Raw genomic sequence first — 16,799 nt, 5'->3', positions numbered from 1 at the left:
CACTCCCTTCGCATATTCTCTTTTTATTAAATATAAAAAAAATAAAAACAGAAATACTTTGTAATAAAAAGTTTTCTGCTTTTATTTTTTATCTTGTATTGTTTTGATATTTATTATTAAAACTAAATATAATTGTGATATTTAATTTTCTACTTAATTTCTGTTATCAACAATCATCTTAATAAAAAAGCACATTTTTTAACGCACCCCAACAAATTCATGAGGCCTTTCTTTTTGGATATGGTATGCAAACAAAATCGCATCACAAATACGGGCGGCTGCCTTTCCATCGCCATAAGGATTAATCGCATGCCGCATCGCATCATATGCTTTTTTATCATGTAAAAGTTTTATTGTTTCCTTATATACGCGCTTTTCATCCGTCCCAATTAACCGTACGGTACCCGCTTCTACCGCTTCGGGACGTTCCGTTGTATCACGCAAAACCAATACAGGTTTTCCCAAAGCAGGTGCCTCTTCTTGAATGCCACCGGAATCCGTAAGGATCAAATTACAACGACTCATAACATTAACAAACGGCTCATATTCCAATGTTTCAATCAAATGAACCCGTTCTTTTCCCGCTAATTCTTCTTCCACCACTTTTCGAACTTCCGGGTTTCTATGTACAGGGAAAATGATTTCCGTTTGTTCATTTTCTTTGACAACGGCATAAAGAGCTTTATAAATATGTCGCATCGGCTCACCTAAATTTTCACGACGATGCGTCGTTACCAATATTACTTTTTTATGCTGAAAGTCAATGCGTTGTAATGTAGGATCCGCAAAAGTATAACTAGATAATACCGTATTCATCAATGCGTCAATAACCGTATTACCCGTTACATAAATCTGATCATCACGTATATTTTCATGCAATAAATTCGCTTTTGCTGTTAGCGTAGGTGCAAAATGCATGGTCGCCATCGCCCCAGTCAATTTTCGATTCATTTCTTCCGGAAATGGCGAATATATATTTCCCGTACGTAGCCCTGCCTCTACATGCCCAACCGGAATTTTCTGATAATATGCGGCTAAAGCTCCTACAAACGTAGTCGTCGTATCGCCATGTACTAAAACCAAGTCAGGCTTTTCTTTTGCTAACACAACTTGTAATCCTTGTAACGCCTTCGTTGTAATATCATACAACGTTTGCCCTTGTGACATGATATCTAAATCATAATCAGGGGTAATATGAAACAAGTGTAATACCTGATCTAACATTTGTCGATGTTGGGCCGTTACCGTCACAACCGTCTGTATATGTTCAGAGCATGCCTTTAACGCCAATACCACTGGTGCCATTTTAATTGCTTCTGGTCGCGTACCAAAAACTGTCATTACCTTAATCATAAAAAATGCCTCCTACTGCTTACCTCGATCAGCTTTACTTCAAATGCGTCGTATTCGTTGTTTTTTGTAAAATACCGATACGCTTTGCTGAATAAATAATCACCCCTAAAACAATTATTACCGTGACCATACCTATTTTATATCCCACATGAGCAACAAATAACGCGACTATCCCTAAGGCAATACTAACGCAATACATAATTAACACAACTTGCTTTTGCGAAAGCCCCAAAGCTAATAAACGATGGTGTAGATGGCCCTTGTCCGGCTGAAATACAGGTTTTCCACTCATTTTACGGCGAACAATAGCAAAGAGCGTATCTAAAATAGGTACACCTAATGCAATGATAGGTACCACAAGTGCCACCGTCGCTGCCGTTTTAACCACACCAAATACAGCGGCTACAGATAATGTATATCCAAGTAACATACTTCCCGTATCGCCCATAAAAATTTTAGCAGGATTAAAATTATATTGCAAAAAGCCTAACGCCGCTCCAGCAATAGCTGCGATAAGTAACGCTGGTGTATCTTGTCCCATACTATACGTTATAAAAAATATAGAAATCGAAGCAATAACGGAAACGCCTGCGGCTAAACCATCTAATCCGTCAATTAAATTCACCGTATTCGTAAACCCGATAATCCAAAATATCGTAAGAGGAATAGCAATAAATTCAGGTAATACCCATAACGTACCAAACGGATTATTCAACCAATCAATTTGTATACCACTCGCAACAGGAATCAAGGCGGCTATAATCTGCCCTACCAGTTTAGTGCGAGCAGGAATATTACAAATATCATCCCAAATACCTACCGCCACAATAACCGTGCAACCAATTAATATCCCTATCAATTCAGATTGCCAAGGAGCAAATAGTAGTACTGTTACTATAAAACCGATAAAAATAGCTACTCCACCTAATCGTGGAATAACATGGGTATGTACCTTCCTAGCATTGGGTTTATCAATTGCTCCGACCCGAATGGCTATTTTCTTTACACTCGGTGTCAATGCATAGGAAATAACTAATGCTAGCACAAAAGGAACAATATATCTAATGAGCACTACACACGCCTACTTTCTTTTTTTTAGTACGATTCATATCGTTTCTGATAACGCCTTTACGCGGTCTCTAAAAACACACCTATTTCTAAAAGCCCTAACAAATGGTCTATCCACTTCTTATCCGTTACATTATACCATATATTGCTTTGAATATCATATCGAGAACAACTAAATCCCCTGCCCCATATTAATACTTACATTCTATTTTTGACAAGGGTTCTTTTATTCTATACAATAAACGTATTATCTATGTCAATAATAGAAAGGAGTTTCTCATGAAATATATTTCTTGGAACGTCAATGGCTTACGGGCTATCATGAAAAAAGGATTTATAGATATCTTTCAGACCTTAGATGCAGACTTTTTTTGTCTTCAAGAAACAAAGTTACAAGCCGGACAAATAGACTTAACTTTGCCCGGTTATCATCAATATTGGAATTATGCCGATCGAAAAGGATATAGTGGCACGGCTATTTTCACCAAACACGAACCCTTACAAGTAACCTATGGCATGGGTATCGACGCCCACGACCACGAAGGACGGCTAATCACATTAGAATATCCCGATCGCTATGTTGTTACCTGTTATACCCCTAACAGTCAAAATGAATTGGCCCGCTTACCTTATCGAATGCAATGGGAAGATGATTGTCGCCATTATCTTTCCCAATTAAAAGAGCAAAAAAGCGTTATTTTCTGTGGTGATTTAAACGTGGCCCACGAAGAAATTGATTTAAAAAATCCCAAAAACAATCGTAAAAATGCAGGTTTTTCTGATGAAGAGCGAGAAAAAATGACAAACTTATTAAATAGCGGCTTTACCGATACATGGCGATATTTTTATCCTGATACAGCAAATGTCTATTCCTGGTGGAGTTACCGTTTTAACGCCCGCAAAAACAACGCAGGGTGGAGAATTGACTATTTTATCACTTCGGATGATCTGAATTCTTGCTTAAAAGAAGCTCACATTTATACCGATATCATGGGCAGTGATCATTGCCCCGTAGGTTTGATTTTATAACCAAAAATAAACTATTTTATGCTATGTCCACTAAATCTTATAGTTAAGGACATAGCAATTTTATTACACCCTATTTTTTCATTCCGTATATATCATTTACGTTGTCTTTTATATACCCAAAGAGATGTAGCCAGCCAGAGAATAGTAAAAAAAACCGCGACTATCACCGTACCGGGACGATCATGTAAAATGACTTGACCCCAAGCAATAATTGCCATTGCTAATAATATGGTTCGTATCATATATGTATGCCCTCCTTTCTGGGTTCATCATACACAAAAAAAATTCATTTGTCGATATCCATACATAAGATCCCATCACATGTATATTACCATATTATTTTTTTAGCGAAATTCGTATATAATGTAAATAAAAAAAGACTTCCCCATCTATCGATACCATTCTTAACGAGGTGATATCATGTCCGCTACAACAAAAAGGAATAAACATTTTTATTGGTTGCTATTTAAATCTACGTTTATTATCAGCGCTATAACTGTCGGCGGTGGTTTTGTCATCCTCCCGCTATTGAAAGCAAAGTTTGTTGACGAATTTAAATGGATACAAGAAGAAGAAGCCCTAGACATGGTTGCTATTGCACAATCCATCCCCGGTGTTATTGCTGCCAATGCAGCTATTTTATTAGGCTATCGCATGGCTCGCATACGTGGAGCAATCATCGCACTACTAGCTACGGTGTTACCCTGTTTAATCACCTTGACAATCGTCTTTTATTGCTATCATTCAATTATCAGTAATATATATATAGAAATGATCCTAAAAGGGATGCAATGTGGTGCAACCATTTTAATTGGAAAAGTAGCACTAGCGTTACTATATAAACAATGGAAAAAACGATACTTATTGCCACTCGGCATTCTTATCGCCACATTTATGGCTGGCATATTTCATCTACTACCGCTTATGTTGCTACTATTCATTGATGGGATCATCGGTTTTCTCGTCTTACAAGATGCCAAATACAATTAGGAGTTCCTTATGATTTATTTTATCTTATACTGGGAATTTTGCCGTATCGGACTTTTTTGTGTCGGCGGCGGATACGCTTCCCTGCCTTTATTAAAACAAGTAGTAGTTGAACAATATGGATGGTTAAGCACAAGCCAATTTTTAGATGTTTTTGCCATTTCCCAAATGACACCAGGCCCGATTGGTATCAACGCAGCTACCTTTATTGGCACCCATGTCGCAGGAATGGGCGGTGCTATTGCCGCAACAATTGGCTTTGTTACACCTTCCTTTATCTTAGGCATTACCTTAGCTCGTCTCTTACAAAAATATCATCATCTTGCTGCTATAAATGGTATTTTAAATGGATTAAGACCAGCTGTAATTGCCTTAATTGCCACCGCTTTTTGTTCCTTTCTATGTGCCACTCTTTGGCAACAAGAAACGCCCCCCTCACCGCTATCCGTTCCTCATATCGGAAACATTATCTTATTAGTACTAACCGCTCTGTTTGCACATCGCTATCATAATGTCATTCTCCTCTTAGGCTTCTCCGGCTTATGTGGTCTTATACTCGGCTTATGTGGTCTATTTCCATAGGCCTTATAGTAATCCCCTACCTATTTTCTAAAAATATTTTTTTCATAAAACACTACGCCCCTCTGGAGTTTTTAATCAAAAAATGACTGACATAATGTCGGTCATTTTTTTGATTTCTTTATCTCTACCTGGATTTATTCCCTATCTTCCTCATTTTCTCATCATATACCCCAGAAATTAACGAATACCTTGTAACTCAAATACACTCACTTCTCTTGAACAGCCAATACGCACGGGTAACCAATCACCAGTGCCGCGATTAACATACCCATAACAATCGACATCACGATACATGCCTCGCACATACGTAAATATATGTCCTTGTACCCACGGATATAAAAAATTAATTTGTCCCCCGTGCGTATGCCCACATAAGGTTAATGGTACATGCCAGGCAAATGCTTCTTTAATAAACGCCGAATGATGTGCTAATAACAGCACAAAAGCATTATCAGGTACATGCTGCATCGCTTTTTTTATAAACCGCTCTCGCTCTAGCTGAAAATTTTTTCCTTTCGCAAAACTAAAATCTACACCGCTAACATAAAAAGGCGTTTCTCTATCCTCTATCGCACAATATGCTTCATTTTTTACAATACGCACACCAGCCCGTCGTAGCATAGCCGTAATCTTCCTTACATCTCTATAATATTCGTGATTACCATAACAAAAATCAATTCCGTGCGGAATTTTTTTAGTCCATTTTTTCAACACCACTTCACATGCGGGCAAAAGAGATAATTCATCAATCAGATCACCCGTAATCGCTAACCTTTGAATTCCTTTTACAAAAAGCAATTGTATCGCTTCATCCAACTGGCGAGGACTAAAAAAATAACCCATATGAGGATCGGAAATTTGTCCAATACGATATCCCTGTAAATAAAGTGGTACCTTAGATGTACAAATGCGATGATACGTTAGTGCCAGAAAATGACTTTCTCCTTGCATGATGCCCAACGAAGCAGCACTCGTCAAAACAGGAATACCTAATGCTACGCCCCCTAAGAAAGCTTTACGCGAACATTCCTTTGACTGTATAAGTTCTCCTTTCTCACCCTCACCAGTCCTATGCCTATGTTTATTCCAATATGAAAAACCATACCAAAGTGCTAATAGAGGAAACGCCAAAGCCAATCCCAAAACGATTGCTATCCCAAGTGTACCTAACCACTGCCCTTGTCTTATGAAAGCCATTGACAGCGTAGAAAAAGAAAAGGCATACCCTAAGAATATCAATTCACCTAAGATCCCCACACCTAAGACCAACCAGCACTGATATTTACGTATATCAATATAAGATAATAAAATATATGTTCCTACCATCGCTATTGATAGAATCCATAAAAACACCAGTAAAAAAAGTCCTTTCATTATAATAATGCCGTGATTTTACCATGTGGTCCTGCCCATGGAACCGTTTGATACGCTTGTATCGGTAACCACTGCCACTCCTTTCTTAAATTGGTATTACCGTGTACACACGGTATCAAATAAATACCTAGTTGCCAAATTTTATGTGAAAAAACATGTTTTCGTTTCTCTAAAAGCTCCCAAGTTGTATCAACCGTCACACCTATTTGATTTAATAATTGTGTTAACGCTCCTTTACCCTTTTTTCCACGCCCCGCTCCCATCGGAAATTCCCACATAGATGCTAACAATCCCTTGTCAGGACGTTGATGCACCAACACACAATCGCCTTGTTTAATCACCCCAACAGTCCAATATTCAATTGGCACTTTTCGTTTCTCACCTCGATAAGGAACGTCCTTTTCACAACCCCTTTGATGAGCCAAACATAACCTTCGCAATGGACAGACCGGACAAGTCGGATGTTTAGGAATGCAAACAAGTGATCCAAAATCCATTAAAGCTTCATTGAATTTTCCTGCCTGCCCCATTGGTATTTGCACTTGTGCTAATTGTAAAACCTTTTGTTTTACCGCTACCTGTAACACATTATCCTTAATATCATATAATCGTGCAAATATCCTTAAAACATTGCCATCGACAGCAACTTCATCCTTGCCATAGGCAAGACTTAAAATAGCACCTGCCGTATATTCACCAATGCCTTTTAAGGACATAATTTCTTGTTTGGTATCGGGTACTTTTCCGTCATATTGCCGAACTACTTCTTTAACAGCCTGATGTAAATTACGAGCTCGCGAATAATACCCTAATCCTTGCCATTGTCGCAACACATCCTCTTCCGATGCTGCCGCTAAGGTTTCTAATGTAGGAAACGTATCAATCCAATTTTCATAATAAGGTTTAACCGTTTCCACCTTCGTTTGTTGCAACATAATTTCCGATACCCATACCTTATAAGGGTCTCGTGCACTCTCACGCCACGGCAATTCTCGTCTATGTAGATTAAACCACTCGAACAATAACGATGCCCATTGCGTTTGATATATATTTGCTTGACATACCATACTCTATTCTCCTGCCTTATCGTTAGCTCAATAATTATTTTTATTTAATCCATTTAAAAAAACTACATTCAATGCTACAATAAACTATATACACATATAAGGAGTACCTACTATGGAGCGGAATCCCCTGGAACATTTATTGAAATATAATATGGATATTGGGAAAACGAAACCAAATACAGTTCGTAAAGCATCCACTTATTGTCCTTTTTGTGATGCCACCAATTTAAAAAACATATTAGAAAAACGTGATACCATGATTTGGTTGGAAAATGCCTATCCTGTTTTAAAAGACACGTGGCAAACCTTAGTCATCGAAAGTGACAAATGTAATGACGATTTTTCTTCTTATTCGCTTGCTTATGCCGTAAACTTGATATCTTTTTGTTTAGAAAAATGGAATCAAGTAAAAGCAATGAATGAATTTGCCTCCGTGTTATTATATCGCAACTATGGACGTATGTCGGGCGGCTCAATTCATCACCCCCATAGTCAAATCATCGGCTTAAAAAATTATGATTATCACGAAGATATCAAGCATTATCATTTTATCGGTACACCACTGCTACATGAGGAATCATTAGAAATAAATCTTTCCATTCGACCCATTATCGGGTTTTATGAAATTAATTTTATTATAAAAAATCATTATGCCCTAAATGATCCTGTGTTGTATATGCAAAAAACAGCACATTATATTTTAACGCAAATCAGTCATAGCTACAATGTTTTTTATTATGATTTTCCCGGTGATACCAATTTATATGTTAAAATAGTACCACGTTTCTTAACTAATCCTCTGTTTGTAGGATACATGGTTCCGCAAATTGCAACAGAGGAGGAAACAACTCCTTTTATTGATAAATTAAAACAAGCAATTCTTACATAGAAAGGATAAAATATGCGTTTATTTGCCATTGGAGATTTACATTTATCTGGACATCCTCCAAAAAAACCAATGGAAATATTTGGTTCTCGCTGGAAAAACCATTGGCTTCGTATTCAAGAAGATTGGAAAAATCGCGTAACAGAAAAGGATACCGTGTTAATAGCGGGAGATACCTCTTGGGCAATGCGATTACAAGAAGCACAAGAAGATTTAGATGAAATTCGTGCTTTACCAGGTCATAAAATTATAATTAGAGGTAATCATGATTACTGGTGGGAAAGTGCGGGAAAATTAAATCGCTTAGATGCAGGAAATAGAATGCAATACTTATACGGTACTACCATAGTCACACACGATGGTCGTTTTGCCATTTGTGGCACCCATGGTTGGCTTTGTCCTAACGATAAACACTTTCATCCAGAAAAAGATGCAAAGCCGTATCGCCGAGAATTATTACGCGTAGAACGAACTTTACAAGAGGCGGCTACATTAAATTGCCTATGCACCATTTTATTGCTTCATTACCCCCCTGTGCACGATTTATTTCACCCTAGCGGATTTACAGAATTACTAAAAAAATATCATGTTCCCCTTTGTATTTTCGGTCATCTCCATGGTCTAACTCCCCATTCTATATTTCCTCGAAAATATGATGAAACCTTACTCCACTTAGTTTCTGCTGATTATCGCGAATGCAAACTCTTAGAGATAAAAATAAATGAAAAAGGAGTTCCTTATGAGTCAGATTGCTAAAAGTCACCTCTTATCCGGCATTATTTTTGGTGATGCCGAAACAAATGAATATGTTTATTTACCTGGAGGCGAAGTAGGTTCAACCTCTCCTATTTGCATTTTTGAACACGACAAAAAGAAAGATGATATTTCCCTCGAACAAGCAGCTTATTTAATTGAACATTTAACATTAAAGCCTTGCATTCATCCAGTTCTAGGAAAACATTCCTTTTAAAAATAAAATAAAAAAAAGACTGTCTATGACAGTCTTTTTTTTTTGGTGGGCCCACCTGGATTTGAACCAGGGACCAACCGGTTATGAGCCGGTGGCTCTACCACTGAGCTATAGGCCCATAGGATAAGGAAAACCTTACCCAGTTATTGTACATGATTACACCTACATCGTCAAGTCTTAAAGAAAATCTTTAATTTTTTCTCTTTTTCCCCAATTTCTTAATTTTCCTAAAGCTTTACCTTCAATCTGTCTAATTCGTTCTCTCGTAACATTGAAATATTGACCAACCTCTTCTAATGTACGCTGTCGACCATCTTTTAAACCAAAGCGAAGATATAACACCTTTCGTTCCCGTTCAGTCAGACAGGAGAATACCTCTTCAATTTGCTCTTTTAATAAAATAAATGCTGCCGCTTCATCAGGTGCTACCGCATCTTGGTCTTCAATAAAATCACCTAAATGCGAATCTTCTTCTTCTCCAATCGGCGTTTCTAAAGAAACCGGTTCTTGCGAAATCTTCATGATTTCCCTTACTCTTTCTACGGGAATTTCCATGCGTTCAGCAATTTCTTCAGGCAAAGCATCTCTTCCCTTTTCTTGGATAAGCTGACGCGAAATACGAACTAATTTATTAATCGTTTCCACCATATGTACGGGTATCCGAATCGTTCTAGCCTGATCGGCAATCGCACGAGTGATTGCCTGCCGAATCCACCACGTAGCATATGTACTAAATTTATATCCTTTACTATAATCAAATTTATCTACTGCTTTTAATAAACCTAAATTTCCTTCTTGAATCAAATCTAAAAACAACATTCCCCGACCAACATATCGTTTCGCAATACTAACAACTAACCGTAAATTAGCATCTGTTAATTTTTTCTTTGCCGTAATCCCATTTTTAATATCCGCTTCCGTTGCATCTTCCATATTTCCCTTTTCAATAGCCTTTGCTAACGTAATTTCTTCTTCTGCTGATAATAATGGTACTCGTCCAATTTCTTTTAAATACATCCGCACCGGATCATCAATATTAATGCCATCAGGAACACTTAAATCAACATTGCGTATATCTGGTACTTGTTCTGTATTTTCCGCTTCCTCATCTAGTGCATCATGTTCTGAATTATTCGTATCTTCCCCCACAATATCGATTCCCTTATCGGCAAATACTTCATACATTTTATCGATTTGTTCCGGATTCAAATCATCTTCTTCCATAACATTCATAATCTCTGTATAAGTCAAGCACCCCTGCTTTTGCCCCAACTGAATGAGCTGAGTTATATGTTCCATTACTATTTTACGTCGATCATTTTCATTTAATGTAGCATCTGCCTTAGTTTTCCCCCTTTTTACCGCTTTTTTTGTACCTTTTTTCGTACTCTCTTTTTTCGATTTCACTGTCATATTTTCTTTTTCTACTTCGTTCATTCCCTTGCCCTTTTTAGTATTTACCATAATAATTAGCTCCTTTCCTCTCTACAAGACACTTTCTTTATTTCTTCATTGAGCCGTTGACATTCTTTTAATGCTTCAATAACCTTTTGATTTCCCGTACGACTGTACTCAGCAGCACGCTTACTCCATTCAAGATATTGATTCTGCAATGCGGTTAAACGAAAACGCTTAGCATAATCTAATACTACTTGTTCATCGAGTGGTACATCTTGTAATATCATAATTCGTGCTAATTCCGCTGCTTCTTCCGGTGTTAATCGCATTTGAATATCGGATGCTGTATACGAATGATTTTCATTATAGGCACTAATAATAATCTGATATATATGGCGCCGTAAAGGCTGTTGAAATAAACCATCCTCAATTTGTGTAATAATCCGTTGACACTCCGAAGGATGTTCCAATAAAAAGCGCAAGATATTTTCTTCTGCCACCGCCATTGGTTCTGTCCCCCGTTTATCCGTCAATTGATAAGCTAACTTAGGCGTAATAACAACAGGCACTTGTGCCATTTCAGGATGTTGTTTTAAATATCGATTAAATTCACTACGTACAGCCGTTTCATCAACGTGCAACGTACGTGCCATTTTAGACAAAAAAGACTCTAATACAATACGATTATCGACAAGTGCTAAGACAGGTAGCAACATCGCCGTAATAGCCGACTTTCCTTCAAAGGTCGTACTATCATGAGTCCCTACTGCCGTCTGTAATAGATAATCTAAAGCATGCGGTGCTTCTTGTACAGCCTTTTGTAACGCCTCCGGTCCAAAGTGTTTAATGTATTCATCCGGATCTTTTCCCTGCGGCAACGATAAAACACGAATATGTAAATGCAGCCCTCTTCCTATTTCCAAGGCCCGTAATGTTGCCTTTCTCCCCGCCGCATCCATATCATATGCCAACACTAAATCTGAGGCTTGCCGCTGTAATAACCGTGCCTGTTCTACCGTAAAAGCCGTTCCCAATGAGGCTACAACATTCGTAATCCCCCGATTATGTAATGAAATAACATCCATATATCCTTCTACTAAAATCGCCTGCTTTTTTTTATATATCGCTTCATGCGACAAATCCATAGCAAATAACAATTTTCGCTTATTAAAAATAGGCGTTTCAGGTGAATTTAAATATTTCGGTTTACTATCATCCAAAACACGTCCGCCAAAACCAACGATACGACCTCGACCATCACGAATAGGAAAAATAACACGTCTGCGAAAAGCATCATAATATCGCCCATTCTTTTCTTTCGCCAAACCTAATTGTACCAACAACGAACCGGCGATTCCTCGTTTTTGAAAAGCATCCGTTAACGTGGTCCAACCATCAGGTGCATATCCCAACTTAAATGCACGAATAGTGTCATCCGTAACTTCGCGATGATGAAAATATACTAACCCCTCCTTTCCCAAGGAAGTTTTCATTAAGCAATTATGAAAAAAATTACTGGCCATCTCATTGATTTCCAATAATTGCTTTTTCAATTCATCTCGAGCTTTTTCGGTGGGTGTTTCCTCTACTTGTGGTAACGGCATATGTGCTCGCTCTGCTAATCGTTCAACCGCTTCCACAAAAGATAAATTTTCTTGCTTCATCACAAAAGAAAACACATCTCCTGCAGCATGACAACCAAAACAGTAAAAAAAGCCTTTTTCTGCAGATACACTAAACGATGCCGTTTTTTCATGATGAAATGGACAGCATGCCCAAAAATTTTGTCCCTGCTTCTTTAATGAAACATATTCTGATATCACCGATACAATATCATTTGCTTCTCGCACTTGTTCCAAAAATGCAGAAGAAAACTTTTTCATGGACCTCACCTTTCTATTCCCGTATATTGTATAATATTCTATTTACATATAAAAATTTCCTTTTTTCCAAGACAAATTTACCACTCTTTCGTTTTTCCGCTAAAATACGCTATGACCACACCTCTATAATCGCACTAATTTGATATAGATTTATTAGCATACTTTAGGTATAATAAACATAGACAGAAGAAATAGGATGAGATGTATGATTCATTTTACGGTAGGACCATTACGAAAACCGACAACCTTAAGCAGTGCATTAAAAATGGCAGGCATATCGTCGACACTACGTCGCCGGATAAAACATAACGGAACATGTCGTTGTAACGGCATTATCGTTCCCCCTTACCATATGGTTCATACAGGCGATACAATATGTATAACCTTGCCTATACGCAATGCTTTTGAACCAGAATACATCCCCATTCGTATTGCCTATGAAGATGACTATCTACTTATCATCGATAAAGCGGCAGGATTACTGATGCATCCCACATCTACACAACGTCAGGGAACATTAGCAAATGCCGTGGCTTATTATTATAACACTACCAATCAATATAGAGGCTATCATCCCGTTCATCGCCTAGACAAAAATACTTCCGGTCTTTGTCTCATTGCCAAAGAACCACATATACAATCCCTGTTTGATAAACAAAAATTATTATACAGAAGAGTATATTGGGCTATCGTAACAGGGTATTTTCCGGCTTCCTTAGCTACTATAAACATGCCCATTGCACGAGAGCCCGCTAGTATTATTAAACGTCATGTCGACAATGACGGTAAACCAGCACAATCCTATATGACAAGATTGGCCATGAATGAAACGTACAGTTTATTACAAATATTTCTGGCAACAGGTAGAACACATCAAATTCGTGTTCATTGCAGTGCCTTAGGATATCCACTCATCGGCGATGATCTATATGGAGGCACGCAAGACAAAATATCCCGGCAAGCACTGCACGCTTGTGCAATGGAACTCATTCATCCCGTCACCCACAAGCACCTATTTATTACCGCACCTTTACCGCCAGATATGCAATCATTACTAATACAAGCCCGATGGGAACATCTACTTAGACCCCTGTCACAATTTACTTAGGAGGAATGTCACATGCCATTAATAGGTACCACAGAAATGTTTAAAAAAGCATATGAAGGTCATTATGCAATTGGAGCTTTTAATATTAACAATATGGAAATCGTCCAAGGCGTCACCGATGCTGCGGCTGATTTACATTCACCAATTATTTTACAGGCTTCTGCCGGAGCAAGAAAATATGCGAGACCAGCCTATTTACGGCATCTCGTTGAAGCGGCATTAGAAGAACATGATATTCCTGTTGCCTTACACTTAGATCATGGTGCCGATTTTGAAATTTGCAAAGATTGTATCGATAGCGGATTTACTTCCGTAATGATTGATGCTTCTAAATATGACTTTGAAGATAATATCGCCTTAACTAAAAAAGTCGTAGACTATGCACACGCACACGGCGTTGTAGTTGAAGGCGAATTAGGAAAACTAGCGGGTATTGAAGACGATGTAAAAGTAGCTGCTGCGGATGCAATGTACACGCGTCCAGAAGAGGTCGAAGAATTTGTATCGCGAACAGGTGTTGATTCATTAGCCATTGCCATTGGGACCAGTCATGGTGCTTACAAATTCACCCCTGCCCAATGCAAACGCAATGCCGAAGGCGTATGGGTTCCACCGGAATTACGGTTTGACATTTTAGCCCAAATAGCCGATCGTTTGCCTAATTTCCCGATCGTTTTACACGGGGCTTCCTCGGTTGTACCCGAATATGTAAAAATCATCAATGCCAATGGAGGAAAAATGCCTGATGCCATCGGTATCCCAGAAGATCAATTACGTAAATCAGCCACCATGGCCGTATGCAAAATAAACATTGATTCCGACTTACGATTAGGCTTAACAGCAGGCGTGCGACAACATCTAACAGCACATCCAGAACATTTTGATCCACGCGAATATTTAAAAGACGGTCGCCAAAACATTTATGATATTGTCGCACATAAAATTAAACACGTATTAGGTTCAGAAGGACAAGCATAATAGTAAGAAAAATCAATACATCTCCACCTTAGATGTATTGATTTTTTACCTGTATTATGATAAAATCTGTTTTAGTGTTCTTATAATGCAGGGAGGTGAACCAATTGCCGCAAATAAAATCCAATATAAAAACAATGGAAAAAGATGCCGCTCGTCACGCTGCTAACTCTCAAGTAAAATCTTCTGTACATACAGCCATTCGTCGTACGACAGAAGCAATTGAGTCGGGTGATGTTACAGCTATCAAAACAGCGTTTACAAAAGCAAATAGCGTTATTGATAGTGCTGCTCGTAAAGGTGTTATTCATAAAAACACAGCTGCTCGTAAAAAATCTCGTTTAGCTGCAAAAGTAAATGCGATAGCAAAATAACATGAATGTTAATAAACCCCGTCCCCGACGGGGTTTATTTTCTATATTATCAATTAAAAGGAGTACGAATACATGTATCTCTCTTCTTCATATAAATACTTTATTACCTTATTTTTACCACTGTTACTCACCCAAGCAGCACAAGTAGGAACCAATACATTCAGCAGTATTTTCAGTGGTCAAGCGAGTACCATTGATTTAGCCGGTGTGGCTGTGGCAGTCAATATTTGGTATCCCATCTTTGCTGGTATCAATGGATTATTTTTTGGTGTTTCTCCCATTATCGCCCAATTACGTGGTGCAGAAAAAACAGAAGAAATTCCGCAATATATCATTCATAGCATTTATATTGCTATTTTTTTTACTATTTTTATTATTATTTTCGGCAGCCTGTGCTTAACACCTTTTTTAAACATTATGGGCTTAGATCCTGCCGTATATCATATTGCCAAACATTATCTCATCGCATTATCATTTGGTATTCTTCCTATATTTATTCAAGCCACTTTACGCTATATCGTAGATGCTCATGGTATGACACGTATTTCCATGGGAATTTTGCTCATTAATTTACTTTGTACACTCATTTTATTTAGACTACTTATTTTTGGTGCCGGTCCCATTCCTGCACTAGGTGGAATCGGTACAGGCTATGCCATTACTATCGCCTCCTGGATTTCTTGTTTACTATTTCTCTCTCTTTTCAAATGGTATTCACCCTTTTCTACCTATCGCATCCATCACCTATTTCCTACCTTTAAATGGTATTACTGCCTACAAGAATTAAAAATTGGCATACCTATCTTCATTGCCGTTTTTTGTGAATCCAGTTTATTTAGTATTGTCGGCTTACTCATGGCAGAATTTGGCACCGTTTACATTGCCGCTAACCAAGCTGCCATAAGTTACTCAACCTTCCTCTATACCTTCCCTTGGAGTATCAGTTTAGCTGCTACCATCTTAATCGGCTATGAAGTAGGTGCCAAACGTTATGCCGGAGCCCGCCAATATGCCCGTTTATGTCAAATAACCGCGTTGGGAATGTCTGCTTTCTTTGCCATATTAACTTATCGTTTTACAATGCCCATCAGTCATTTATTCACTAACGATCCCATTACGATGCAAGCTATTTCCCACTTTCTGTTTTTTGCCATGATGTTTACTATTGTCGATGCCGCAGGCACACCCCTGCAAGGAATGCTACGAGGCTATAAAGACGTAACGATTATTACCTATGTAGCCTTTATTACCTATTGGTTAATCAGCATTCCTTTAGGCTATTCCATTGCCCATTATACTCATTTCGGGCCATATGGATACTGGATTAGCTCGGTCATTAGTTTAACCATAAATGCGATTGCCTTAAATTATCGACTGTGGGGACATACGGCCTATCCTGAACGACAACTAAACGCATTAACAAAATAATCCTCATCCAACTGATGCGTTTATCTAAAAATCCTATACCAACGAAAAAAGCCTACTATATAGTAGGCTTTTTCCTATTCTCTCCCTTAGCTGATAACGGTATCACCATACAAAAAAGAAATTCATTTTATTGATCACCAACATTTTTATCTACTATTTATTTCTTTATTTTACAATCATATTTTCTATTTTGCTTTTATTGACAAGGCTCCATAAGCTCACATCAACTACACCTAAAAACCCCGTTAATTAATAAACTTATTTTATTTTCATAAATTTCTATGAACTATAAAAAAGAAAAAAGCTACTTTCTAAGC

General features: G+C 38.0%; 17 protein-coding genes and 1 tRNA gene. 10 read left to right on the top strand and 8 right to left on the bottom strand.

The features are described from left to right. Nucleotides 1–198 precede the first annotated feature (198 nt). Both wecB and HMPREF1040_RS03240 read right to left on the bottom strand, forming a co-directional pair. The gene (gene wecB, locus HMPREF1040_RS03245) at nucleotides 199–1,353 is read right to left on the bottom strand and encodes a non-hydrolyzing UDP-N-acetylglucosamine 2-epimerase (RefSeq protein WP_007392481.1); all 1,155 of its coding nucleotides are present in this window, start codon (nucleotides 1,351–1,353) and stop codon (nucleotides 199–201) included. A gap of 34 nt (nucleotides 1,354–1,387) precedes the next feature. After that, a complete protein-coding gene (locus HMPREF1040_RS03240; RefSeq protein WP_007392485.1) occupies nucleotides 1,388–2,425 on the bottom strand; it encodes a glycosyltransferase family 4 protein in 1,038 nt (345 codons plus the stop codon). A 275-nt stretch (nucleotides 2,426–2,700) separates the two neighbouring features. Here HMPREF1040_RS03240 and HMPREF1040_RS03235 point away from each other — a divergent pair, with 275 nt between their 5' ends. Further along, on the top strand, nucleotides 2,701–3,450 hold the full coding sequence (locus HMPREF1040_RS03235; RefSeq protein WP_007392474.1) for an exodeoxyribonuclease III: 750 nt from the start codon (nucleotides 2,701–2,703) through the stop codon (nucleotides 3,448–3,450). Between the two features lie 92 nt (nucleotides 3,451–3,542). On the opposite strand, the gene HMPREF1040_RS08105 is transcribed toward HMPREF1040_RS03235, so the two are convergent. After that, on the bottom strand, nucleotides 3,543–3,692 hold the full coding sequence (locus HMPREF1040_RS08105) for a hypothetical protein (RefSeq protein WP_007392480.1): 150 nt from the start codon (nucleotides 3,690–3,692) through the stop codon (nucleotides 3,543–3,545). A 178-nt stretch (nucleotides 3,693–3,870) separates the two neighbouring features. Between HMPREF1040_RS08105 and HMPREF1040_RS03230 the strand changes: the two genes are divergently transcribed. After that, a complete protein-coding gene (locus tag HMPREF1040_RS03230) occupies nucleotides 3,871–4,440 on the top strand; it encodes a chromate transporter (RefSeq protein ID WP_007392471.1) in 570 nt (189 codons plus the stop codon). A gap of 9 nt (nucleotides 4,441–4,449) precedes the next feature. Then, complete coding sequence (locus HMPREF1040_RS03225; RefSeq protein ID WP_007392482.1) at nucleotides 4,450–5,019, top strand: chromate transporter; 570 nt, start codon at nucleotides 4,450–4,452, stop codon at nucleotides 5,017–5,019. A 177-nt stretch (nucleotides 5,020–5,196) separates the two neighbouring features. Here HMPREF1040_RS03225 and HMPREF1040_RS03220 read toward each other — a convergent pair whose 3' ends face one another. Together HMPREF1040_RS03220 and mutY are read right to left on the bottom strand one after the other, a co-directional pair. Continuing rightward, complete coding sequence (locus tag HMPREF1040_RS03220) at nucleotides 5,197–6,345, bottom strand: metallophosphoesterase (RefSeq protein ID WP_007392479.1); 1,149 nt, start codon at nucleotides 6,343–6,345, stop codon at nucleotides 5,197–5,199. A gap of 47 nt (nucleotides 6,346–6,392) precedes the next feature. Beyond that, nucleotides 6,393–7,460 (bottom strand): A/G-specific adenine glycosylase, encoded by a 1,068-nt coding sequence (gene mutY, locus HMPREF1040_RS03215; RefSeq protein WP_007392484.1) that lies wholly within the window; start codon nucleotides 7,458–7,460, stop codon nucleotides 6,393–6,395. A 112-nt stretch (nucleotides 7,461–7,572) separates the two neighbouring features. Here mutY and HMPREF1040_RS03210 point away from each other — a divergent pair, with 112 nt between their 5' ends. From HMPREF1040_RS03210 to HMPREF1040_RS03200, 3 genes are read left to right on the top strand one after another with little or no spacing between them, the layout of a single operon-like run. Beyond that, nucleotides 7,573–8,349 (top strand): DUF4931 domain-containing protein, encoded by a 777-nt coding sequence (locus HMPREF1040_RS03210; protein ID WP_007392472.1) that lies wholly within the window; start codon nucleotides 7,573–7,575, stop codon nucleotides 8,347–8,349. Nucleotides 8,350–8,361: 12 nt separating this feature from the next. Then, complete coding sequence (locus tag HMPREF1040_RS03205; RefSeq protein ID WP_007392488.1) at nucleotides 8,362–9,102, top strand: metallophosphoesterase; 741 nt, start codon at nucleotides 8,362–8,364, stop codon at nucleotides 9,100–9,102. After that, complete coding sequence (locus HMPREF1040_RS03200; RefSeq protein ID WP_007392476.1) at nucleotides 9,086–9,316, top strand: hypothetical protein; 231 nt, start codon at nucleotides 9,086–9,088, stop codon at nucleotides 9,314–9,316. The genes HMPREF1040_RS03205 and HMPREF1040_RS03200 overlap by 17 nt, the downstream gene beginning before the upstream one ends. A gap of 43 nt (nucleotides 9,317–9,359) precedes the next feature. Here HMPREF1040_RS03200 and HMPREF1040_RS03195 read toward each other — a convergent pair. From HMPREF1040_RS03195 to dnaG, 3 genes are all read right to left on the bottom strand, one after another. Beyond that, nucleotides 9,360–9,434, bottom strand: a tRNA-Ile gene (locus HMPREF1040_RS03195). 59 nt (nucleotides 9,435–9,493) lie between these two features. After that, the gene (rpoD, locus tag HMPREF1040_RS03190) at nucleotides 9,494–10,729 is read right to left on the bottom strand and encodes an RNA polymerase sigma factor RpoD (protein WP_102889141.1); all 1,236 of its coding nucleotides are present in this window, start codon (nucleotides 10,727–10,729) and stop codon (nucleotides 9,494–9,496) included. Between the two features lie 56 nt (nucleotides 10,730–10,785). Beyond that, nucleotides 10,786–12,597, bottom strand: a complete 1,812-nt coding sequence (dnaG, locus tag HMPREF1040_RS03185; RefSeq protein ID WP_007392475.1) for a DNA primase — start codon at nucleotides 12,595–12,597, stop codon at nucleotides 10,786–10,788. Nucleotides 12,598–12,802: 205 nt separating this feature from the next. On the opposite strand from dnaG, the gene HMPREF1040_RS03180 reads away from it, so the two are divergent. The 4 genes from HMPREF1040_RS03180 to HMPREF1040_RS03165 all read left to right on the top strand — a co-directional run bounded on the left by HMPREF1040_RS03180 (nucleotide 12,803) and on the right by HMPREF1040_RS03165 (nucleotide 16,482). After that, nucleotides 12,803–13,705: an RluA family pseudouridine synthase gene (locus tag HMPREF1040_RS03180; protein ID WP_007392483.1), complete on the top strand. Its 903-nt coding sequence runs from the start codon at nucleotides 12,803–12,805 to the stop codon at nucleotides 13,703–13,705. A 12-nt stretch (nucleotides 13,706–13,717) separates the two neighbouring features. Further along, nucleotides 13,718–14,683, top strand: a complete 966-nt coding sequence (fba, locus tag HMPREF1040_RS03175; protein WP_007392477.1) for a class II fructose-1,6-bisphosphate aldolase — start codon at nucleotides 13,718–13,720, stop codon at nucleotides 14,681–14,683. Nucleotides 14,684–14,787: 104 nt separating this feature from the next. Beyond that, nucleotides 14,788–15,054, top strand: coding sequence for a 30S ribosomal protein S20 (gene rpsT / locus HMPREF1040_RS03170; protein WP_007392478.1), 267 nt, complete (start codon nucleotides 14,788–14,790; stop codon nucleotides 15,052–15,054). 72 nt (nucleotides 15,055–15,126) lie between these two features. Next, complete coding sequence (locus HMPREF1040_RS03165; protein ID WP_007392473.1) at nucleotides 15,127–16,482, top strand: MATE family efflux transporter; 1,356 nt, start codon at nucleotides 15,127–15,129, stop codon at nucleotides 16,480–16,482. Nucleotides 16,483–16,799: the final 317 nt, after the last annotated feature.

The sequence above is a fragment of the Megasphaera sp. UPII 135-E genome (assembly GCF_000221545.1).
GTDB lineage: Bacteria > Bacillota > Negativicutes > Veillonellales > Megasphaeraceae > Megasphaera > Megasphaera hutchinsoni.
Note: the sequence above shows the minus strand (reverse complement) of the source record. Positions and strands in the feature narration are given on the sequence as shown.